Raw genomic sequence first — 23,132 nt, 5'->3', positions numbered from 1 at the left:
CGCACAATCAGGAGTCAGAAAAGCGACTTACTGCTCCGGACGCATGTAGGGGAACAGCAGTACGTCGCGGATCGAACTGCTGCCGGTCAGCAGCATCACCAGTCGATCGACGCCGATGCCAAGTCCACCGGTCGGCGCCATGCCGTACTCCAGCGCACGGATGTAATCGGCATCGTAGTGCATCGCCTCGTCGTCGCCGCCTTCCTTCGCGGCCACCTGGGCCTGGAAACGCTGCGCCTGGTCTTCCGGGTCGTTCAGTTCGGAGAAGCCGTTGGCCAGCTCCTTGCCATTGACGAACAGCTCGAAGCGATCCGTATAGCCCGGATCGTTGTCGTTGGCACGGGCCAGCGGCGAGACCTCCACCGGGTGATCGGTGATGAAGGTCGGCTGGATCAGGGTGTGTTCAACCGTGGCTTCGAAGATCTCAAGCAGCAGCTTGCCCCAGCCGTAAGACGGCTTGACGCGGATCTTCAAGCGCTCGCAATGACGCAGCAACGCCTCACGGTCGGTGCAGTCGGCCACGGAGATTTCCGGGTTGTGGTGCCGCACCGCTTCATCCATGCGCCAGCGGCGGAAGGCCGGGCCCAGATCGATCTTCGCGCCGTCCCATTCCACTTCGGTGCCACCGTTCACGGCCTGGGCCACGTCACGGATCACGCCTTCGGTCAGGTCCATGATTTCGTTGTACGTGGCATAGGCCTCGTACAGTTCCATCATGGTGAATTCCGGGTTATGGCGGGTGCTCACGCCTTCATTGCGGAAGTTGCGGTTGATCTCGTACACGCGCTCCAGGCCACCCACGGTCAAGCGCTTGAGGTACAGCTCCGGCGCCACGCGCAGGTACAGGTCCAGGTCCAGCGCATTGTGGTGGGTGGTGAACGGCTTGGCCGCCGCGCCGCCGGGAATGTAATGCATCATCGGCGTCTCGACTTCCAGGAAGTCGCGGTTGTCCAGCCACGCGCGCATGGCACGGATGATCTTCGAGCGCTTGATGAACACCGCGCGAGATTCCGGGGTCACGATCAGGTCGACGTAACGCTGGCGGTAACGTTGCTCGACGTCGGCCAGGCCATGCCACTTGTCCGGCAACGGGCGCAGCGACTTGGTCAGCAGGCGGATCGACTCCGCCTTGACCGACAGTTCGCCGGTCTTGGTACGGGTCAGGCCGCCTTCGACGGCGATGATGTCGCCCACGTCCCAACCCTTGAAGGCGGTGTAGGCATCACCCAGCACGGCACCCTGCAGGAACAGCTGGATACGGCCGGACTCGTCCTGGATCTGCGCGAAACTGGCCTTGCCCATGATGCGCTTGGCCATCAGGCGGCCGGCCATCTTCACCTGGCGGCCGTTACCTTCCAGGGCCTCGGCGGTCCACTGTTCGGCATCAGCGAATTCTTCCTGCAGGCGGCCGGCGAAGTCCTCGCGACGGAAGTCGTTCGGGTACGCGATGCCCTGCCCACGCAGCGTTTTGAGTTTCTCGCGGCGCTCGGCGATCAACTTGTTTTCGTCAACGGGGGGGGTATCGGTAGCTTCGCTCATGGATCTGCGGGAATCGTTTAGTGAGGGGGGATGTTGCGCCCGGCACGGCCGGTTGCCCAGCATACCAAAACCGCCCTGCCCCGGCCTTGGCGGCCGCCCTCGCCCCGGTAGCCGCCAACCTTGGTTGGCGGTCCGTGTGTCGACCAAGGTCGACACCCACAGGCGCGCCTGGTCCGGCGTCAGCCGTTCCCGGGGAACGCCTGCCTCAGCTCGTCCACCAGCACCCGTTGGTTCTCCGAATAATCGATCGGCACCGACACCAGGTGCACCCCGCCCTCGTTGAACGCCGCCTCCAGCGTCGGGATGAACTGTTCGATGGCGGTCACCTCATGCCCCTTGCAGCCATAGGCTTCGGCGTACTTGACGAAGTCCGGGTTGCTGAAGGTCATGCCGTAGTCGGTGAAGCCATCCACCGCCTGCTTCCAGCGGATCATCCCGTAGGCGCCGTCGTTGAGGATCAGCACCACCAGGTTCAGGCCCAACCGGCGCGCGGTCTCCAGCTCCTGGCTGTTCATCATGAACCCACCGTCGCCGCACACCGCCAGCACCCGCCGCTGCGGGTACAGGATCGAGGCCATGATCGCCGACGGCAGGCCTGCACCCATCGTCGCCAGCGCGTTGTCCAGCAGCAGCGTATTGGCCACCTGGGTGCGGTAGTTGCGCGCAAACCAGATCTTGTACATGCCATTGTCCAGCGCCACGATGCCGTCTGGCGGCATCACCTGGCGCACGTCATGCACCAGCCGCTGCGGGGTGAAACCGGCCTCCTCGGCACGGTCAGCCAGATGCTCCAGGATGGTCGCCCGCAGCGGCAGCAGTGCGTCGGCGTTCGGCACTGCGCCTTCGATGCGGTCGGCCAGCTGGGTCAGCGAGCGACCGATATCGCCGATCACCTCCACCTGCGGGAAGTACACCTGCTCCACCGCCGCCTGCGAATAGCCGATATGGATCACGGTCGGTCCACCCGGACGCATCACGAATGGCGGCTTCTCGGTGACCTCATGGCCGATGGTCACGATCACGTCGGCCTGGTCGATGGCCATGTGCACGTAGTCGCGTTCGGTCAGCGCTGCGGTGCCCATGTACAGGCCCGAACCACCGGCCACCGCGCCCTTGCCCATCTGCGTGGTGAAGAACGGGATGCCGGCGCGCAGCACGAACGCCGACAGCGCCCCGCTGGACTGTGGCCGCGAGGCGGCCGAGGCGATCATCAGCAATGGGCGCTTGGCATTGCGGATGATCTCTGCCGCCCGATCCAGCGCCTCCGGGCTGGCAATCGGCCGGTCCACCGCGTGCGGTGGAATCAGCGCCGCACCCTCGACTTCATTGGCCGCGATATCTTCCGGCAGCTCCAGCAGCACCGGTCCGGGGCGCTCTTCCTGGGCCACACGGAACGCCTCGCGGACGATGGTCGGGATGGTACGTGCCGAGACGATCTGCCGCGCCTGCTTGGTCAGCGGCTTCATCGTGCTGACGATATCGACGATCTGGAAGCGCGCCTGCTTGCTGGCGACGATGCCCTTCTGGCCGGTGATCATGATGACCGGCCACGCGCCAAGCAGCGCGTAGGCGGCGCCGGTGGTGAAATTGAGCGCGCCCGGACCGAGCGTGGCCAGGCACACGCCCGGCTTGCCGGTGAGGCGACCGTAGGTGGCGGCCATGAACACCGCCGCCTGTTCGTGGCGGGTGATCACCAGCTCGATGCTGGAATGGCGCAGCGATTCGACGACGTCGAGGTTCTCTTCGCCGGGAATGCCGAAAATGCGCTCGACGCCTTCGTTCTCAAGTGCGGCGACGAGCAGGTCTGAACCCTTGGACATGGGAATGCCGTCCTTTTTTCGCTGAACTGATGGTGGATCGTTGCAGGAGGGATGGAAGCCGCGCGTCAACGCTTGTCGAACCACACCGTCTGCGCATTGACGAACTCGCGGATGCCGAAGTGCGAGAGCTCGCGTCCGAAGCCGCTCTTCTTCACGCCACCGATCGGCACGCGCGGGTCGGAGGCCGAGAAGCCGTTGACGAACACGCCGCCGGTCTGCAGCCGGCGCGCCAGCTGCATCGCACGGGCACGATCGCCGGTCCACAGGTTGCCGCTGAGGCCGAATTCGCTCTGGTTGGCCAGTTCCACCGCATGGTCGGCATCACGGGCGCGGCTGATCGAGGCCACCGGCCCGAAGGTCTCGGTATCGAAGGCCTGCATGCCCGGCTCAACCCCGGCCAGCACGGTGGGCGCATAGAACGCGCCGGGACGATCGAGCTGGTGCCCGCCGACCAGCAGCTGCGCACCGGCGTCGACCGACGCGCGCACCTGCGCATCGAGCTGTTCAAGCAGATCCTGACGCGCCATCGGGCCGATTCGGTTGCCGGGGTCGCGGCCATCGCCGACGGTCAACGCCTGCACCTTCTGGCAGAACTGCGCCACGAAACGATCGTAGACCGCATCTTCGACGATGATGCGCTTGCCGGCGATGCAGACCTGCCCGGTGTTCTGGAAGCGCGAGGCCACCGCCGCATCGACGGCCGCACCAAGATCGGCATCGGCCAGGACGATGAACGGATCGGAACCGCCCAGCTCCAGCACCACCTTCTTCAGCGCCTGTCCGGCCTGGGCAGCGATGCTGCGGCCGGCGGCCACGCTGCCGGTCAGCGTCACCGCGGCAATGCGGTCATCGGCAATCGCGCGGCTGGTGCCCTCGCGGCTGATGTTGGCGGCGATGAAGGTGCCCTCCGGCAGCCCCGCATCGCGCCAGGCGGCGTCGAGCAGCTGCGCGGTGCCGACGATGTTCTCGGCAGGCTTCAGCAGGAAACCGTTGCCGCCCATCAGGATCGGCACCGCCGCGCGCATCACCTGCCAGTACGGGAAGTTCCACGGCATGATGCCCAGCACCACGCCCAGCGGCAGGTAGGACACGTAGGCCTTGTCGTCGGGCACCTGGGTCGGTTCGTCGCGCAGGAACTGCGCGCCATGATCGGCATACCAGTCGCACAGCACGGCGCACTTTTCGATCTCGGCCAGCGCTTCGTCCTGGACCTTGCCCATTTCGGCCGTAGCCAGCGCAGCCAGTTTCTCGCGGTCACGGCGCAGTACAGCGGCCATCGCGCGCAGCACCTCGGCCCGCTGCTCCAGGCTCCTGGCGCTCCAGGCGGCGAAGCCAACCTGGCCGCGATCGAGGATGGCGTCCAGTTCGGCGTCGGTAGCAAAGGGATGGCTGGCGATCTGCTGGCCGGTGGCTGGATCGCGGGAAATGGCGGTGGTGGGGGCAGCGGACATGCAGGTCTCCTGGTGTCTCGACGACGGGCGGTGGCCCGTCTCCTGCACAGGAATGTGGACCCGATTGACGGAAGCAACAAGGCGTCTGCTTATCCTGTGACCTGCACTTACCTGTCTGAATGGGGTTGGTCGGCAGGGCTGCGCCCGGGTACGCCCCATCGCATGCGCGCTGCCGCTCCCACGCTTCGCTGCGCGAACCGCGGGCCCCACTTACCAGCTCCCAGACCCCCGCCGCTTCGCGGCCGCCCCCTGACTCAGGGGGCTCTGCCCCAGACGCTAATCGGTCGCCACAGTAGATCCACGCCATGCGTGGATGAATCTCCATCGGAATCAAATATCTCAAAACGAAAACCATCCACGCATGGCGTGGATCTACTGGCCGCCGGCCAACTGTCGAAGGCGGGGCGGTGTCGGAGTGCGGGGTGTCAGCCGCATGGATGCGGCTGCCAAGCCCCCAGGGACGGGTTTACGGCGTCCCCGCACTCCGACACCGCCCCGCCATCCCACGCAATGCCCGCTGTTGCTGTTGCTTCTGAGGTTGCCGGCCAGCGGCCGGCACTACCGCGGGTGCAGGCCGCAGCCCTGCCAACCAACCTACCTACGCGGCAGGTAGGTCACCAGGGAAAGATCGTGCCGGCTCTCCGGCACCAGCGCCACGTACTGCAGATCCAGCAACCCGCGCGTGGGATGGTTCAACTTCTTCGCACCCTCATCGAACCGGCGCACATCGTGCTCGGGCCACCACTGGCGGAACTCCTCGCTGTGCGCGGCAATGTCCTCCACCAGCGCCAGGAACGGCGCCTTGTCCGGCGCCTGCGCCATCGCCGCGCGGAAGCCGGCCAGCAGGCCGCGGGTCATTTCTTCCCAGTTGAGGATCAGCGTGCGGTACGGCGGGTACAGGAACATCAGCCGCAGCGTGTTGCGCTCGTGCGGCGCCAGCTGGCTGTAGTCCACGAACAGATCGGCAATGGCCGGGTTCCAGGCCAGGATGTCAAAACGGGTGTTGCGTACGTAGGCCGGGATCGGCTGCATCGCCTCCACCAGCTGGCGCAGGCCGTCGGTCACGCTCTCGTCCGCTGATTCCAGCGGTACGCCATAGCCGGACAGCGCGAAGGCATAGGCGCGTTCGTCATCACTCATGCGCAGCACCTGTGCCAGGCGCTCCAGTACCTCGGGCGATGCGCGCACTTCGCGGCCCTGCTCGATCCAGGTGTACCAGCTCACGCTGACCCCGATGGCCAGGGCGACTTCCTCGCGCTTCAGTCCCGGGGTCCGCCGGCGCCCGGCCGGCAGGCCGAGCGTGGCAGGGTCGACACGGGCGCGGCAGGCCTTGAGGAAGCCGCCCAGTTCCTTGCGTTCACTTTCGCTGCGCATCATCGCTACCGCCGTACCCGTTGTAGCGTCGAGCCAGGCTCGACGCATCTGCTACTGCGCCAACAGCAGCCGAGCATGGGCTCGGCTCTACAGAACGCGTGATCGGCCACCCTCGGCGTTGCGCGCGAGGGTGACGATCTCCGCGCAGGCGCGTCGATCAGGCATCGACGCGCTTGGAGCCCACGGCCAGGCCGGCCTTCAGGCTGGCCTCGACGAACTCGTCCAGGTCGCCGTCGAGCACCTTCTGCGTATCCGAGCGTTCAATGCCGGTACGCAGGTCCTTGATACGGCTCTGGTCGAGCACGTAGTTGCGGATCTGGCTGCCCCAGCCGATGTCGGACTTGGTCGCTTCCACGGCGTCCTTCTCGGCGTTGCGCTTCTGGATCTCCAGCTCGTACAGCTTGGCGGCCAGCATCTTCATCGCGTTGTCGCGGTTCTGGTGCTGGCTGCGGCCGGTCTGGCACGCCACGACGATGTTGGTCGGGATATGGGTGATACGCACCGCCGACTCGGTCTTGTTCACGTGCTGGCCACCGGCACCGGACGAGCGGTACACGTCGGTCCGCAGGTCTGCCGGGTTGATGGTGATGTCGATGTTGTCATCGATTTCCGGCGACACGAACACCGAGGTGAAGCTGGTGTGGCGGCGGTTGTCCGAGTCGAACGGCGACTTGCGCACCAGGCGGTGCACGCCGGTCTCGGTCTTCAGCCAGCCGTAGGCGTAGTCGCCTTCCACGCGCAGCGTGGCCGACTTGATGCCGGCGACGTCGCCACCGGAGACTTCCATCAGCTCGGTCTTCCAGCCGCGCGATTCACACCAGCGCAGGTACATGCGCAGCAGGATCTCGGCCCAGTCCTGGGCTTCGGTGCCACCGGCACCGGCCTGGATGTCGACGAACGCCGCCGCATTGTCCATCTCGCCGGAGAACATGCGCTGGAACTCCAGCTTTTCGACGTGCGCCTGGTGCTTGTCCAGGTCGGCGACCACGGCCAGTGCGGTGTCCTCGTCCTGCTCGGACTCGGCCAGCTCCAGCAGCTCGGTGGCGTCGGTCAGGCCGTCCAGCACCGAGGCGATGCCGCCCACGGTCTTTTCCAGGCTGGAACGTTCGCGGCCCAGGTTCTGGGCGTACTCGGCGTTGTTCCAGACATCGGGGCTTTCCAGCTCCCGTGTTACTTCTTCAAGACGCTCTTTCTTGGCGTCGTAGTCAAAGATACCCCCGAAGCGACAGCACGCGATCGGTCAGATCGGTGATGCGCTGGCGGACAGGATTCAGTTCGATCATGTCGGCGGTTATGCATTCAAAAGATGACTGCCAATGATACCGCAGGCCGGGGGCGCCCGGAATGCGGCCTCACCCTGCGCCCAGCGCCTGCCGCAGGACTGGCAGCTGGCGCCGGCTGCAGGGCACTTTGGCTCCATCGGCCATGTGCAGCAGGGCCTCGCCGCCATCCAGCGGCTCGATCGAGCGCAACTGGCCGCGATTGATCAGCCAGCTGCGGTGCGGGCGCAGGAACTCGCCCGGGTCCAGCCGCTGCTCCAGTACAGCCATGGTGATCCGCAGCGGATAGTCATGTCCGCGCACCCGAAGGTTCACGTAATTGCCCGCCGCCTGGGCGTACTCCACGTCTGCCGTGGCCACCAGGAACTCCTTGCCCAGCTTGCGCACCAGGAAGTGCTGGGGGCGCTCGACCGGCTCCACCGGCGGGCCGACGTCGGGCTCGGCCAGCAGACGCGCCTCGCCCTGCCTGCGCCGGCCGAACCAGCTGGCGAAGTGCTCCAGCGCGACGAAAATCGCGAACGTGCGCACATCCTTCAGGTATTCATACGCAAAACGCTCCAACCAGCCGGCATCATCCTGGTAGCGGTAGCCCAGCGACGCATAGGCCAGGTGCCGCAGCAGCATCATCCCCACCACATGCAGCAACGACCAGCCGACGCTGGCCACCAGGTACAACGGCAACCGCCGCTTCCAGGTATCGGCATGCAGCGGCCAGCGCTCACAGCCCCACCACAGCAACGGCAGGGTCAACAGGATCAGGCCGAGGCTGCTGAACTCCCAGATCAAGGGTTCCCACAAGCCGAGGTCAGCGCCGCGGCGACTGGCATCCATCACGTCGACCAACGCGTTGGCCACCGCCGAGGCCGACAGGATTGCCGCCCATACCAGCAGTCGGGTTGAAATGCGCCAGCGCGGTGGTCGGCCCTGGGTCATTGCTGCATCCATGTCGTTGCGGTGCTCCAGCCTGCCTCAAGGGACCGAGGGTAGCGGCTCCATTGGTCCCACCACCCCCGCCATTGGTCACTGCGCGGGTTCCGGCGGCCCCTGGCCAGTCGCCGCGCATGCCCGACGGCGTCACCTTGGGACGACTCTCCGACACACCACCACCATGACCCGACGCCACGACATCGACGCCCTGCGCGTGTTCGCCTTCGCTCTGCTGATCCTCTATCACACCGGCATGGCCTATGTGGCCGACTGGGGCTTCCACCTGAAGAGCGTGCACACCGCCGAATGGCTGCAGTGGCCGATGTTATTCGTCAACCGCTGGCGGATGTCGCTGCTGTTCCTGATTTCAGGCATCGCCATCGCGCTGATGCGGCCGGAAGGCAGGCTGCTGCGCTTTGCCGGCCTGCGCACGTGGCGGCTGCTGCTGCCTCTGCTGTTCGGCATGTTCGTGATCGTACCGATCCAGCCCTACTGCGAGGGCGTGGCCAACGGTCATGTTGCGCCCGGCTTCGGGCATTTCCTGCTGCGCTACTGGCAGGTGCGGCCGTGGCCGGAAGGCAGCTTCGCGGGCTGGCAATACGGCATCACCTGGAACCACCTGTGGTACCTGGCCTATCTGTGGAACTACACGCTGGCCCTGGCCCTGTTGATGCCAGTGCTGGGAACGGCCGTGGTGCGCCGTGCGATCGCGTTCTGCGCCGCCTCGCCGATACTGCTGATCGGAATTCCGTCTGCGCTGCTGCTGGCCTGGCTGATCTGGCTGGAGCCGGTCTATCCGTCCACCAATACCCTGCTTGGCGACTGGTACCAGCACGCGAAGTACGCGACAGTGTTCCTGGCCGGCTACCTGCTCGGTCGTGAGCCGGTGTTCTGGCAGCACGTGGTCTCCCTGCGCCGCACCACGCTGTGGCTGGCGCTGGCGGCGGTCGGCTGGTATCTGGGGTTGCGCATCCTCGGCCAGGTGCTGCCGGCTGACTCCTCGCTGCGGCAATGGCCTGAAACGTTCTGGGACCTGCAGGGCAGGACCAGCCAGTCGGTGTATGTCTGGACCGCGCTGCTGGCCATCCTCGGCTGGAGCAAGGTCTTCCTCGACCGCCCGTTCGGCTGGCTGCCGTACTGCACCGAGGCAATCTATCCCTGGTACATGCTGCACCAGAGCCTGATCATTGCCCTGCTGTTCTGGCTCAAGCCGTTGCAACTGGGTCCTTGGCTGGAGCCGTCGCTACTGCTGGGCGGCACCGTCGGCGGCTGCATGCTGATCCACGAACTCCTGATCCGACGCTCCCGCTGGCTGCGGCCCCTGTTCGGCCTGAAGGCCGATCCGCTATCGTCACCGGCGGTACGCGCCGCCACGGCGCAATGAGGACAACGGATGTTCCAGACCCACTGGCACCTGTGGCTGCAGCAGACCTTCGACGGCGGCTGGATGCTGGCGCTGATGCAGTTCATCAGCCTGCTCGGCTACGAAATGGCCTACACCGCGCTGATCCTGCTCTGCGCGTTCGGCGCACGATTGCGCGCCGGCCTGTGCGTGATGCTGGCGATACTGCTGATGGCCTGCGCCACCCACGCGATCAAGCAGGGTGCCGCCCTGCCCCGCCCATCGGACGTGGATGCACGCGTGCTGGACAAAGGGGTGCCGTCGCATCCGTTCGTGGTCGATGGCGGAGGGCACACGTTCTGGTCCCTGCCTGATGCCCGGGCCACCGCGATGTTGCGCGTGCAGCCCGATGCCGACTATGGCTTCAACAGTGGCCACGTGGGCGTGGCCACCGCCGCCTGCGTGGGCCTGCTGCTGGCCTTCGGCATCCGCCGCCGCTGGCTGCGCTGGGCATTGGCGTTCGGCTGGCCACTGCTGATGGCGGTGTCACGGATGTATCTGGGCCGGCATTTCCTGGCCGACGTGCTGGCCGGCTGGCTGATCGGCATCGGTGTTGCGTTGCTGGCGTGGCAGTTGATGCCCGGGTTGCGCTCAAGCAAGCGTTGGCAGTTGCCAACCCTCCTGGGACTGGGCGTGCTGCTGGCTTGGGCGGCAGCGACCACCCGCTTCGTTCCAGTGGGTGAAGCCGGTCGACTGCTCGCACTGGGCCTGCTGGTGGCGTGGCTGCAATGGCGTGGCTGGCCGAAGGACCCGCAGGGTGTCGTGCAGCGGATATTGCGCGTGTTGGGCGTGGTGCTGATCTACCTGCTGGCGCGGCCGTTGATCGACTGGCTTGCCGGAACTGCGGCGCTGCCCGACGTGCCGGCTACCGGGCTGCTGTGGCAGACCGTCGGCACGCTGTTGGTCCTCGGCGGCGGCGTGGCGCTGACGCGGTGGATTCCGCGCAGGGTCACTGCGGCCTGATACGTGCACGGATACTCGTTGCCTTCACGGCATTTGCAATTATTCGCATTGGATGTTCCAAGGCGCCCTGCGAGCCTAGGAGGTCACCTTCCCGACGGAAGGCTCCCCTTTTGCCTGGAGGCCTGCAATGGATCAATCCGACATCAATCTGCTCGTAGCCTTTGTTGATTCAGAAGAAGCTGCGCTTGCTGAAGAACGTCAGGGCGACCTATACCCGAGTTGTCACTACCCCCTCGGAGCACTTGCGCCGAAAGCCGGTCGCGGCCTGTCCGGGGAAATGTTGCAACGCTTCTACTTCCACTGGCTGCGCGTTGGGGACTGGAAGGTCGCCGGACTCCCTGAGAGAGACTTCCCCACCCTTGTTGCAGCCTATCTGGAACTCACAAAGCTCCCGGTGGGCTACTACACGCGCCAAGCCAGCCGCAGCCTCGAGCACCTGTTCTGCTTCGGCTTCAATGAGCATGGCGAGCTGCCAAGTGGCACGGTTGCAAATGCAGCCGATCTGAAACAGCGCACCCGTCTGGTGGAGCATTGCAGGAAGTACCAATCGTTCCATGCCCAGCGAGAGAAGGTCGAAAAATTCCTTCCATTCCGCTCGTCGGCCCCAATCATTCTCGAAGCCGGCCGATCCCTGCAACACGATATCAAGGAAATGGGGCCAATCCTCTATTGGGGCATGGCACTCATTGCACAACTCAATGAGGACACGCGCATCCAGATGGCACATGACCTGATGGTCAGGAAGTGGTCTGGAGACGGAGATCGAAGCCACGCGCTCTCCGTGCTTTACCTGTCTGCCGAAGCCGCCCGACCACACTGCGCGGAGAACAGCGAGTACGTCGCTCTTTGTGAAAATCTGGCGCAACTGCATGACATGCGGATCATGGCGGGGGACGCTGTCCAGCTGGTGCAGCGCCAGGGTTGGCGCGTGCAGAACATCCGAGACTGGAGCGCCAGAATCACCCTCTATCAGGACGGCGAGTACAGCAGCGAGAGCGGGCATCCTCGGATCAGCCTGACCCTCAACAGTTGGCCTGACAGCCCTTGGTCAATCAACCTGACCTCTGGTGATGGCTCCTACGTCGCCTACCGGGACAGACCCACCAGCAACGACTTCCAGTTGCCGCCAATCATCGGCGCCACGCTTGATCACTTTCCCGAATGGGTCAAGCAGATAAATACAAGCCTGGGTATCAACTTGGTTCCAGGCACGGATTCGGTTGCGTCTGCCCACAAGAATCGCACGCTGGCCAGACAACTAGACGCTTGGATGCGCGGAAAATAGCAGTGTAGAGCCGAGCCCACGCTCGGCTGCTTCTGCCATGAGCCGAGCGCAGGCTCGGCTCTACATTGAGGCAGTCGAGCAAGCTCGACTCCACAGGGGCGTCCGAGTGATCAACGCACCTCGAACTCCCCCACCAGTACGGTTTCGGCGCGGTCCTTCAGCCGCATCGTGACCATCTGGTCCTTCTGCTTCGGCGTGCCCCAGTGGGTGGTCAGGCGCAGCATCAGCGTCGTCGCCCCGGTCACCAGCTGCTGGCGGCTGCCGAAGTAGTTCGCTTCCACCTTGTACTTGCCCGGCTTGGCGTTGCGCAGCGAGAACTGCTCGGGACCATAGCCGCCGGTGAAGTCCTGCGACATCTGCCCGCCCTGGTAGGTCAGGCGGTTGCCGTAGTAGGCGCGCTCGCCGTTCGGGTCGGTCACCCACAGGTCCATGTCGCTGTTGTCGGCATCCCACGACAGCACCACGCGCAGGTCCAGCGGCATCGCCTGCAGCAGGCGCGGGTCGATGCTGGTGGTATCCAGCCGGGGCGTGCTGCGGACCACCAGGTTGGTCAGTTCATCCAATGCGATCAGGGCGATGCCATCGAAACGGCTGTCCCACGGCCGCACCACCACCTGGTACAGCGGCGCCAGCGCCTGCTGCGGCTTGCCGGCCGCCGCCAGTGCCAGGCCCAGGTCGCGGAAGCTCTGCGGTTCTTCCTGGCCCATGGCCAGCACCTGCTCGAACACCGGCACCGCCAGCGCGGGGGCATCGGCCTGCATCAGCCGATAGCCGAGCACGCGCAGCAGGTGGCGATTGTCCAGGTCCATCTCGGCCAGGTTCGACAACACGCGCAGTGCCAGGTCGCGCTGACCCTGCGCCAGCAGCAGGTCGGCCACGTCGAGGAAGAATGCGCTGCTGTCGGCATGGGCATCGCGCTCGGCCAGGTAGCGGTCATACAGTTGCGACGCTGGACCCTGGCGCAGGCGCCGGGCGATGGTCGAGTCCGGCTGCCAGGCCGCCAGCTGGATGCCGAGCTCGCCCTCGTTGGCGGCAGCGGGCGCAGCGACACGGCCACCCGTGACCGTGATTGAATCCAGGGCCTTGTTCGATGCAGGCGCTGAGCGACGTGCACGCGCGCTGCTGGCTTCCATGCGCTGCTCGGCGGCGGCCATCGGTGCCGGGGCGGGCGGTGCCGCAGGGGCCGGCGCGGCGAGCATCGCCACCGGCGCCGATTCCATCGCGTAGTCCGCGGAGGCCACTTCCAGTGCCCCGCCCTTCGGCTGCGGCGGCATTCCCTTCGGCCAGCTACGGTTCCACCACTGCTGGCGCTCCTTCCAGCGTGCAGCCACTTCATCGAGGCGCTCGCGATCCGCAGCGGCGCGATCCGCCACCTGCACGGCGAATCGTGCATCGTATTCGGTGCGGAGCGTGCCAGACGGACGGATCGCATAGCGCAGGTAGTCGTCCAGTGTCTCCAGCACGATCAGCGAGGTATCCGGCCCCACCAGGCCAAACTGCTGGGACAGGCGCTGCATGGCCTCACGGTTGCTGCGGCGGTCGACGGCCAGTTGCTGCAGGCGCGCCTGCGCCCACAGGCCGGCCAGCAGTTCGCCGTCATCGCTTTTCTGCGTCGCTGGCAGCGCCTGCCACTCGCCGCCGCCCACGCGCACCCGCATCGGCACGCCGTCGGCGGCCAGTCGTGCGTGCAGCCACAGCCAGCCCTGGGCTTCACTGCGACGATCGATCACCACGTCCTGAACGCCACGACCCGCATCAACCTGCACGTCCAACGGCGACGACAGCAACGCGCTGGCAGCTGCCCCCACATCCTTGCCCAGCGCGACGAAGCGACCGCCATGGGATTCGCTCCAGCCGCGCAGGCGCGTGCTGTCGGTGCGGGCACCGGCGCTGCTGATCGCGAACAGGCGCTGATCCGATGCCAGCGTCGGCAATTGCTCCGGCCCATAGGTCAGCAGGCCATCACTGACCAGCAGGTATTCCTTCACGCCCGGCTGCGGCTGCCACTGGGCCAGCGCGCTGGCACCGTCCGGGCGCACGGCCTGCAGGGCTGCGCGCAGCTCGCTCCAGTTGCCTGCGCGGATACGGAAGCGCCGTAGCGGTTCGGCGCGGTCGCGCAGCACGGTCAGTGCCACCGTGCCGTCACCCATTGCGGCGAAGTACCGATCCAGCAGGGCGAACTCACGCGTGCGGTCGCGCTGGCCCGCTGAGCCGGAACCATCCCACAGCAACCCGACCTCGCTGGGCATTGCGCGTGGCATGGGGCTGACCGGCACGGGCAGCTGCGCCAGCAGGTAGTGGCCGTCCTGCCAGGGCGCCACCTGGACTTGTGCCTGACGTGCTGCGGGCAGGCTCCACTGCAGCTGCGCCGGTAGCTGCGCGCCCTTGCCCTGCCAGTGCAGCTGGCCCGTGCTGATGCGGAACGGAGCCGCACCTGCGCTGGTCGTGGAAGGCGCCTGCAGCTTCAGTTCAACCGAGGCCGCACCGGCGGCGAACTGCAGCGGCAGCGTCCACTGCCAACCTTGCCCGGCGAAGGCCAACGGCTCACGAATCACCAGCTGCACGCGGCGGCTGCCGCCGGCCGGCAGCGGATAGATGCGCAGGCGGAACTGATTGCCGGCGGTCTGTTCCAGCAGGCCCGGATCAACGCCACGGCGGGCAATCTCCTCGAACACCTGGCGGCCACGGTCCTTGGGCACCGGCACCGCGTCGCGCAGCTCCCCGTTGATATCCAGGGCGAAGCCGGAGATCTGCTGGCCATCGGACAGCGGGAACTGCAGCTCGCCCTCCAGCACGCGCCGGTTCGGATTGTGGAATTCCAGTGTGATCCGGGTCTGGGCAACGCCTGCCTGCACGTCGCCTTCAATGCGTGCGCGCTGCAGCTGCACCGGTTGTTCGGCGGCCGGCGCGATCAGCAGCGGCGTGGCGGCCTGAGGCCGGGAGATCCGTGGCGACTGCGCGCCAGCGGGCCAGGCCACAAGGGCCAGCAACAACACAGTGCAGCATCGGGCGAAGACCATGGCAGGGCTCCAGTGGGATCGTAGACCGTTGAACGCGCGAGCTGCCGGAACGGGGTTGGCGGGGCCCAAAAAAGGGGACGGAGGGGATTAAGTCGCAATGGCAAACAAGGCAAGAACGACTTAATCCCCTCCGTCCCCTTTTCTTCAAGCGGGGAGGCTGTGCTCCACGATCAGCTGGATGGCGCAGCCGCCGCGATAGTCGTCGCAGGCGAGCCGGTAGGCGAGGTGCACATGGCGGCCAGGCGCATTGCCGTGCCAGCCACCGAAATGGATCGCGTTGATCGTGCCGGGTACGCCCGGCAGGCGCAGCTCCAGCTTGAGGTGGCGCTCCTTCAGCACGCGCCAGTTGGCCACTTCAAAGCAGCCGTCGAACAACGGTTCGGGGAAGCCCTGGCCCCAAGGTCCGGCCAAGCGCAGCGCATCGGCGTGGCGATGGTCCAGCTCGTCGGCAGCCAGTTCGCCGTCACTGAGAACCTGCTGCTGCAGTGCCGCTGGATCGAGCATCTCCAGCACCACGGCAATGAACGCGGCCCTGAAGTCATCGACGTGATCCAACCGCATGCTCAGTCCAGCCGCCATGGCATGCCCACCGAAACGTTCGATCAGGCCGGGATGGCGCGCATCGACCAGCGCCAGTGCGTCACGGATGTGCAGGCCCGGGATCGAGCGAGCCGAGCCACGCAGAGTGTCGGCGCCCGGTTCGGCCGGCGCGAAGGCGATCACCGGGCGATGCAGGCGATCCTTCATCTTCGATGCAACCAGACCGACCACGCCCGGATGCCAGTCCGCATCGAACAGGCAGGCAGCCACCGGGCGCTGGCCGGCCATGTCCAGCACCACGCGGGTCAACGCCTGCTCGGCGTCGTCGGTCATCGACTGCTGCACGGCGCGCCGTTCCGAATTGATCTGCTCCAGCGTCTGCGCGATCTCGCGCGCCTGCCGTGGGTCTTCGGTCAGCAGCAGCGCGATGCCCAGCGCCATGTCTTCCAGCCGGCCCGCCGCGTTCAGGCGTGGGCCGAGTGCGAAGCCAATGTCGGTGGCCGTCAGTCGCGTGGCGTCACGGCCACTGGCTTCGATCAGCGCACGCAGGCCGACACAACCCTGCCCTGCGCGCAGGCGGCGCAGGCCCGCACTGACCAGCGCACGGTTGTTCGGATCCAGCGCCACCAGGTCGGCGACGGTGCCGACCGCCACCAGGTCCAGCAGCGTGGTCAGGTCAGGTCCCTTGCCATCGGCAAAGACACCGGCCTCGCGCATCTGCCGGCGCAACGCCATCAACACGTAGAAGATCACGCCGACACCCGCCAGCGACTTGCTGGGGAACGCATCACCGTCCAGGTTCGGATCGACGATGACATCGGCCGGCGGCAACTGCGGACCGGGAAGATGATGGTCGGTGACCAGCACCTGCCAGCCGCGTGCTTTGGCCGCAATGACACCCGCGTGACAGGCAATGCCATGGTCGACCGTGACCAGCAGGTCCGGCTTCAACTCGGCCAGTTCCTCCACCAGCGACGGCGACAGGCCATAACCATGCACCATGCGGTTCGGCACGGCGTGAAAGACATGCCGTGCGCCGAGCATGTGCAGGCCACGCACGCCGACCGCACAGGCGGTGGCGCCATCGCAATCGAAATCACCGACCACCAGGATGCGCTTGTCGTTGGCGATGGCCTCGATCAGCAGGCCCACCGCATCGTCGATGCCGGTCAGCAACTCGGGAGCGTGCAGATTGCCCAGCTTCGGCTGCGCCAGCTCCGGTGTGCCCGCACCCCGGCTGGCATAGAGACGCGCCAGCAATGGCAGCGTGCCCTCCGGCCAACTGCCGGGCGGGACCGCATCGCGGCGGCGGATCAGCGGTGTATCAGAGGGCGGCTGCGCAGCATCGGCGGCAAGGGACATCGGCATCGCCGGGTGACGGAAGACCCGTCGATGATACCGCCACGGCGGCCGCCCGGTAGAGTCGACTGTTAGTGACTAACGCGCAACGCGCGGGATTTTCTGCATCCGAGCGAAGTGCAGTCGACCAACAGTCGACTCTACCTACCGGATCCTGCCGGATGCTCAGTCGTGCAGCTGGCGCGGCTTCTTCCAGAACTGCCAGCGCTGTCCGCGCTCCAGCTGGAACTGCAGGCCGTCCTCGAAATCCAGCACCAGCCGCTGCAGTTCGCCACGCTTGAGCGCGGCCAGCAACGGGCGGATCGCATCATTGCCCAGCTGCTGCAATGAACGCAGCTGGCGCAGGTCGACCAATGCATCCACCGCCTGCTCGCCATCCACGGCTACGCCAGCCGCCAGAGCCAGCCCCTGCAGCAGGGCATCGCGGCTGCGCACCTGCGCGTGCGGCGTACTCACCGACACCGGCATCACGCCACCGCCCCAGAACCACAGCGAGTTGATCGGCTGTTGGCCCTGCGCGGCACGTTGCTGGTTCCAGGAATGGTTGTGCAGCAGCACCTGCGCTTCGGTCATCAGCGCACGCCAGCGGCGACCGCCCTCGCCTTCGGGCAGGTGCGAGAACAAGTCATCGCCGAGCACCTCGTCGGGGCTGTCGAAGTCGGGCAACGCCATGTCGATCGGCAGCCGCAGGTACCAGCGCGAAGGATCCGGCGCGTCGAGCACGAATCCGGCATCGGCAAACAACGGCTGCAGCACCGGCAGCAGGGCCAGGCTGTCGGCCAGCGATGGCCGCAGCGTTTCGCCGTAGGCCATCATCCGTGCACCGTGCATGTCCGGCACCATGCAGGCCGGGTCGGCACGCAGCCAGCTGGCGCCGGCGGCATCGCCGACGTCGCGCTGGCGGGTCAACGCGGCCACCGGCCAGTGCGGCGCGGCAACCGTGAAATGGCGCGTCAGTTGTGCGCGTTCGCCCGGTGCGACCTGCACCGTCGTGGCACGGCCGAGCGCACGCGCCACATCGTCCGGCAGCGCAGCCGCGGCAAAGCGGCTGCGTGCAGGCAACAGCAGGGTCGCCGTCGCCACGCGGTCAGTCCACGTAGCTGACGCTGACGATCTCGTACTCGCGCTGGCCGGCCGGGGCGTCGATCACGATCGAATCGCCTTCCAGCTTGCCGATCATCGCGCGCGCCACCGGCGAGGAAATCGCGATCAGGCCCTGCTTGATGTCCGCCTCGAGGTCACCGACGATCTGGTACTTCTTCTCTTCGTCGGTTTCCACGTCGGCCAGCGTCACGCTGGCGCCGAACACCACCTTGGAGCCGGCATTGAGCTTGCTCACGTCGATGATCTCGGCGTGCGACAGCTCACCTTCCAGCTGCTTGATGCGGCCTTCGATGAAGCCCTGTTCCTCGCGCGCGGCGTGGTACTCGGCATTCTCCTTCAGGTCGCCATGCTCACGCGCTTCGGCGATGGCCGCAATGACCTTCGGGCGCTTGACCGACTTCAGGTGATCCAGCTCATCGCGCAGCTTCTGCGCACCCTTCATCGTGATCGGGGCTCTCATGCATTCAACTCCTTGTGCAGCTCCTGCAGCGACCAGACGGGGCCGGTGCCACGGAATTCCAGTGAATCCACCAGCGCCTTGGCGCCGGCAATGGTGGTCGAGTAGGTGACGCGGTGCTGCAGCGCCTCGCGACGGATCGAGAACGAATCGTTGATCGCCGAACGACCTTCGGTCGTGTTGACGATGTAGACGATCTCGCCGTTCTTGATCGAGTCGACGATATGCGGACGACCTTCGACCACCTTGTTGATGATCTCGCAGTCCATGCCGTGCTGCTGAAGCCACGCGGCCGTGCCACGGGTGGCGACCAGGCTGTAGCCACGCGCCAGCAGCGCCTTGGCCACCGGCAGCACGCGCTTCTTGTCCGGATCGCGCACCGACACGAAGGCCTTGCCGATCGGCGGTGCCTTGATGCCACCGGCTTCCTGCGCACGCGCGAATGCGGCGTTGAAGGTGCGGCCCACACCCATCACTTCGCCGGTGGAGCGCATTTCCGGCCCGAGAATCGGGTCGACGCCCTGGAACTTGGCGAAGGGGAAGATCGCTTCCTTCACCGAGTAGTAGTCCGGCACGATTTCCTTGGTCGCACCCTGCTCGGCCAGGCTCTTGCCGGCCATGCAGCGGGCGGCGATCTTGGCCAGCGCCATGCCGGTGGCCTTGGACACGAACGGCACGGTGCGCGACGCACGCGGGTTCACTTCCAGCAGGTAGATGGTGTCGGCACCTTCGTCGCTGGTCTGGATCGCGAACTGGGTATTCATCAGGCCGACCACGTTCAGGGCCTTGGCCAGCTCCACCACCTGGCGACGCAGCTCGGCCTGGGTTTCAGCGGACAACGAGTACGGCGGCAGCGAGCAGGAGGAATCGCCCGAGTGCACGCCGGCTTCTTCGATGTGCTCCATCACGCCGCCGATCAGGACGTTGCCATCCTTGTCGGCGATGATGTCGACGTCGCACTCCACCGCGTTGTCGAGGAAGCGGTCCAGCAGCACCGGCGAATCGTTGGACACCTTCACCGCGTCGCGCACGTAGCGGGCCAGATCGGCTTCGCCGTAGACGATTTCCATGGCACGGCCACCCAGCACGTAGCTCGGGCGCACCACCAGCGGGTAGCCGATCTCGCGGGCCAGCAGCAGCGCTTCCTGGTCGTTGCGGGCGATGCGGTTCGGCGGCTGCTTCAGACCCAGCTTGTCCACCAGCTGCTGGAAGCGCTCGCGGTCTTCGGCCAGGTCGATCGAGTCCGGGCTGGTACCGATCACCGGCACGCCGTTGGCTTCCAGCGCGCGCGCCAGCTTCAACGGGGTCTGGCCGCCGTACTGCACGATCACGCCCTTCGGCTGTTCCAGTTCGACGATTTCCAGCACGTCTTCCAGTGTCAGCGGCTCGAAGTACAGGCGGTCGGAGGTGTCGTAGTCGGTCGACACGGTTTCCGGGTTGCAGTTGACCATGATGGTTTCATAACCATCCTCGCGCAGCGCCAGTGCTGCGTGCACGCAGCAGTAGTCGAACTCGATACCCTGGCCGATGCGGTTCGGGCCACCGCCCAGGATCATGATCTTGTCGCGGTTGCTCGGCGCGGCCTCGCACTCGTCCTCGTAGGTCGAGTACAGGTAGGCGGTACCGGTAGAGAACTCACCGGCACAGGAATCGACGCGCTTGTAGACCGGGCGCACCTTGTGCGCACGGCGCAGCGCGCGGATGGCGGCTTCGTTGGTGCCGGTCAGCTGCGCCAGGCGGGCGTCGGAGAAACCGGCGCGCTTCAGCTTGCGCAGGCGCGGAGCGTCCAGCGCGTCGATGCCATCGGCGGCGACGGCGGTTTCCGCGGCGATGATTTCCTCGATCTGGTCCAGGAACCAGTGGTCGATGAACGACAGCGCGTAGATCTCCTCCACACTCATGCCGGCACGGAACGCATCGGCAACGAAGAACAGGCGCTCCGGACCCGGTGCCTTCAGCTCGCGGCGCAGGGTCTGCAGGTCTTCTTCATTGCCCAGGTCCAGGCCGGTCGGATCGAAGCCGACCTTGCCAGTTTCCAGACCCCGCAGCGCCTTCTGCACCGACTCCTGGAAGGTACGGCCCATCGCCATCACCTCGCCCACCGACTTCATCTGGGTGGTCAGGCGCGCATCGGCCGCCGGGAACTTCTCGAAGGCAAAACGCGGGATCTTGGTGACGACATAGTCGATGGACGGCTCGAACGAGGCCGGGGTCAGACCACCGGTGATTTCGTTCTTCAGTTCGTCCAGGGTGTAGCCCACGGCCAGCTTCGCAGCGACCTTGGCGATCGGGAAGCCGGTGGCCTTGGAGGCCAGCGCCGAGGAACGCGACACGCGCGGGTTCATCTCGATGACGACCACGCGGCCGGTCTTCGGGTTGATGCCGAACTGCACGTTCGAGCCACCGGTATCCACGCCGATCTTGCGCAGCACGGCGATGGAGGCATCGCGCAGGCGCTGGTATTCCTTGTCGGTCAGGGTCTGTGCCGGCGCCACGGTGATCGAGTCACCGGTGTGCACGCCCATCGGGTCCAGGTTCTCGATCGAGCAGACGATGATGCAGTTATCCGCCGTATCGCGGACCACTTCCATCTCGAACTCCTTCCAGCCCAGCACCGACTCTTCCACCAGCACTTCGGTGGTCGGCGACAGTTCCAGGCCGCGGCTGACGATCTCGACCAGCTCTTCGCGGTTGTAGGCGATGCCGCCACCGCTGCCGCCCAGGGTAAAGCTGGGGCGGATGATGGTCGGGTAGCCGACACGGGTCTGGATCTCCAGCGCTTCGTCCAGGGTGTGGGCGACGGCGGCGGTCGGGCATTCCAGGCCGATCTCACCCATGGCCACGCGGAACAGCTCGCGGTCTTCGGCCATGCGGATCGCTTCGCGCTTGGCGCCGATCAGCTCGACGTTGTACTTCTCCAGCACGCCGTTGTCGGCCAGGTCCAGCGCGCAGTTCAGCGCGGTCTGGCCACCCATGGTCGGCAGCAGCGCGTCCGGCTTTTCCTTGGCGATGATCTTCTCGACCGTCTGCCAGTTGATCGGCTCGATGTAGACGGCGTCGGCCATCTCCGGGTCGGTCATGATCGTGGCCGGGTTGCTGTTGACCAGCACCACGCGGTAACCCTCGTCACGCAGGGCCTTGCAGGCCTGGGCGCCGGAGTAGTCGAACTCGCAGGCCTGGCCGATGACGATCGGGCCAGCACCGATGATGAGGATGGTCTTGAGGTCAGTGCGCTTGGGCATTTTCTTCTCTAAGTCAGTACAGCGTGACAAGGGGGGTGATCGCACGCTGTCGATCAGGAATCTTGATCCGCAGCGCCGCGCCGGGGGCAGCAGCGATGCGGGGTTTACGGTCCATCGCGACGCCACCGGGGGGCCGGCGGCGTACTGATCACGCCTTGGCCTGCTCCATCAGCACCACGAAGCGGTCGAACAACGGACCGACATCGGTCGGGCCCGGCGACGCTTCCGGGTGGCCCTGGAACGAGAACGCCGGCACGTCGGTGCGGGCCACGCCCTGGTTGGTGCCGTCGAACAGCGAACGGTGGGTCACGCGCAGGGTCGGCGGCAGGGTCGCTTCATCGATCGCGAAGCCGTGGTTCTGCGAGGTGATCATCACCCGGCCGCTGTCCAGGTCCTGCACCGGGTGGTTGGCACCGTGGTGGCCGTGGCCCATCTTCATGGTCTGCGCGCCCGAGGCCAGGCCCAGCAACTGGTGGCCCAGGCAGATGCCGAAGGTCGGGATCTTCACGTCGATGAAGGTCTTGATCGCTTCGATGGCGTAGTCGCACGGTTCCGGGTCACCCGGGCCGTTGGACAGGAACACGCCGTCCGGCTTCAGCGCCAGCACTTCGGCGGCCGGAGTCTGCGCCGGTACCACGGTCACTTCGCAGCCACGCTCGGCCAGCATGCGCAGGATGTTGGTCTTCACGCCGAAGTCGTAAGCCACGACCTTGAACCGGGACGGCACGCTGACGAAGGCGTTGGCATCCAGGTCCAGCTGGCCCTCGGTCCAGGTGTAGGTCTTCTCGGTAGTGACGACCTTGGCCAGATCCATGCCTTTCAGCCCCGGGAACTTGCGGGCGGCTTCCAGTGCCTTTTCCACGTCGATGTCGCCGGCCATCAGTGCACCGTTCTGCGCGCCCTTCTCGCGCAGGATGCGGGTCAGCTTGCGGGTGTCGATGCCGGCGATGGCGACCACGCCACGCTGGATCAGCCAGTCCTGCAGCGACACCTGGCTGCGCCAGTTGCTGGGACGGCGCGGAACATCGCGCACGATCAGGCCGGCCGACCACACCTTGGACGCTTCATTGTCCTGGTCGGTCATGCCGGTGTTGCCGATATGCGGATAGGTCAGCGTGACCATCTGCCGGGCGTAGGACGGGTCGGTCAACACTTCCTGGTAGCCGGTCATGGCGGTGTTGAACACCACCTCACCGACGGACAGGCCGGGCGCGCCTACGGATTCGCCCTCGAATACGGTGCCGTCTTCGAGGACGAGGATTGCGGCTTGGGTCACGGGAATCTCACTTTGGCTACCGAGGGGGCTGCCGAAGTCACGCCTGCGCTTCACGGAAATCCGGTTGCAAAAAAGCGCGGACGTACGGTCTGG

15 protein-coding genes are annotated in these 23,132 nt (G+C 66.1%); 3 read left to right on the top strand and 12 right to left on the bottom strand.

The features are described from left to right. Positions 1 to 27: 27 nt before the first annotated feature. The 6 genes from lysS to ACZK29_RS09755 form a co-directional block, all read right to left on the bottom strand. A complete protein-coding gene (lysS, locus tag ACZK29_RS09780) occupies positions 28 to 1,539 on the bottom strand; it encodes a lysine--tRNA ligase (protein WP_111204695.1) in 1,512 nt (503 codons plus the stop codon). A gap of 179 nt (positions 1,540 to 1,718) precedes the next feature. Beyond that, complete coding sequence (locus ACZK29_RS09775) at positions 1,719 to 3,359, bottom strand: acetolactate synthase large subunit (RefSeq protein ID WP_111204696.1); 1,641 nt, start codon at positions 3,357 to 3,359, stop codon at positions 1,719 to 1,721. A 65-nt stretch (positions 3,360 to 3,424) separates the two neighbouring features. Further along, positions 3,425 to 4,810: an NAD-dependent succinate-semialdehyde dehydrogenase gene (locus ACZK29_RS09770; protein WP_111204697.1), complete on the bottom strand. Its 1,386-nt coding sequence runs from the start codon at positions 4,808 to 4,810 to the stop codon at positions 3,425 to 3,427. Between the two features lie 594 nt (positions 4,811 to 5,404). Further along, on the bottom strand, positions 5,405 to 6,187 hold the full coding sequence (locus ACZK29_RS09765; RefSeq protein WP_111204698.1) for a helix-turn-helix transcriptional regulator: 783 nt from the start codon (positions 6,185 to 6,187) through the stop codon (positions 5,405 to 5,407). Positions 6,188 to 6,341: 154 nt separating this feature from the next. Continuing rightward, positions 6,342 to 7,467 (bottom strand): peptide chain release factor 2 gene (gene prfB, locus ACZK29_RS09760; RefSeq protein ID WP_099551678.1). Its coding sequence is split into 2 segments (ribosomal slippage): positions 6,342 to 7,391 and positions 7,393 to 7,467, totalling 1,125 coding nucleotides; the frame shifts between segments, so codons are not numbered across the junction. A gap of 69 nt (positions 7,468 to 7,536) precedes the next feature. After that, on the bottom strand, positions 7,537 to 8,397 hold the full coding sequence (locus tag ACZK29_RS09755) for a LytTR family DNA-binding domain-containing protein (protein WP_111204699.1): 861 nt from the start codon (positions 8,395 to 8,397) through the stop codon (positions 7,537 to 7,539). Positions 8,398 to 8,572: 175 nt separating this feature from the next. Between ACZK29_RS09755 and ACZK29_RS09750 the strand changes: the two genes are divergently transcribed. The 3 genes from ACZK29_RS09750 (at position 8,573) to ACZK29_RS09740 (ending at position 12,041) form a co-directional block, all read left to right on the top strand. Next, a complete protein-coding gene (locus ACZK29_RS09750) occupies positions 8,573 to 9,775 on the top strand; it encodes an acyltransferase family protein (protein ID WP_478446992.1) in 1,203 nt (400 codons plus the stop codon). Between the two features lie 9 nt (positions 9,776 to 9,784). Continuing rightward, positions 9,785 to 10,756, top strand: coding sequence for a phosphatase PAP2 family protein (locus tag ACZK29_RS09745; RefSeq protein ID WP_478446991.1), 972 nt, complete (start codon positions 9,785 to 9,787; stop codon positions 10,754 to 10,756). Positions 10,757 to 10,883: 127 nt separating this feature from the next. Further along, on the top strand, positions 10,884 to 12,041 hold the full coding sequence (locus ACZK29_RS09740) for a hypothetical protein (protein ID WP_478446990.1): 1,158 nt from the start codon (positions 10,884 to 10,886) through the stop codon (positions 12,039 to 12,041). Positions 12,042 to 12,151: 110 nt separating this feature from the next. On the opposite strand, the gene ACZK29_RS09735 is transcribed toward ACZK29_RS09740, so the two are convergent. The 6 genes from ACZK29_RS09735 to carA form a co-directional block, all read right to left on the bottom strand. Next, positions 12,152 to 15,061: a VIT domain-containing protein gene (locus ACZK29_RS09735; RefSeq protein WP_478446989.1), complete on the bottom strand. Its 2,910-nt coding sequence runs from the start codon at positions 15,059 to 15,061 to the stop codon at positions 12,152 to 12,154. A gap of 144 nt (positions 15,062 to 15,205) precedes the next feature. Beyond that, the gene (gene recJ, locus ACZK29_RS09730) at positions 15,206 to 16,963 is read right to left on the bottom strand and encodes a single-stranded-DNA-specific exonuclease RecJ (protein WP_111204704.1); all 1,758 of its coding nucleotides are present in this window, start codon (positions 16,961 to 16,963) and stop codon (positions 15,206 to 15,208) included. Positions 16,964 to 17,125: 162 nt separating this feature from the next. Then, on the bottom strand, positions 17,126 to 18,043 hold the full coding sequence (locus ACZK29_RS09725; protein WP_111204705.1) for a phosphoglycerate mutase: 918 nt from the start codon (positions 18,041 to 18,043) through the stop codon (positions 17,126 to 17,128). Between the two features lie 4 nt (positions 18,044 to 18,047). Then, positions 18,048 to 18,512, bottom strand: a complete 465-nt coding sequence (gene greA, locus ACZK29_RS09720; protein WP_181453298.1) for a transcription elongation factor GreA — start codon at positions 18,510 to 18,512, stop codon at positions 18,048 to 18,050. A gap of 8 nt (positions 18,513 to 18,520) precedes the next feature. After that, positions 18,521 to 21,763: a carbamoyl-phosphate synthase large subunit gene (gene carB / locus ACZK29_RS09715; RefSeq protein WP_111204706.1), complete on the bottom strand. Its 3,243-nt coding sequence runs from the start codon at positions 21,761 to 21,763 to the stop codon at positions 18,521 to 18,523. 148 nt (positions 21,764 to 21,911) lie between these two features. Next, a complete protein-coding gene (gene carA, locus ACZK29_RS09710) occupies positions 21,912 to 23,039 on the bottom strand; it encodes a glutamine-hydrolyzing carbamoyl-phosphate synthase small subunit (RefSeq protein WP_010482524.1) in 1,128 nt (375 codons plus the stop codon). Between the last annotated feature and the right edge of the window lie 93 nt (positions 23,040 to 23,132).

This window comes from Stenotrophomonas sp. 89682_Sma (assembly GCF_056481405.1).
This window is presented reverse-complemented; position numbering and strand designations above follow the sequence as displayed.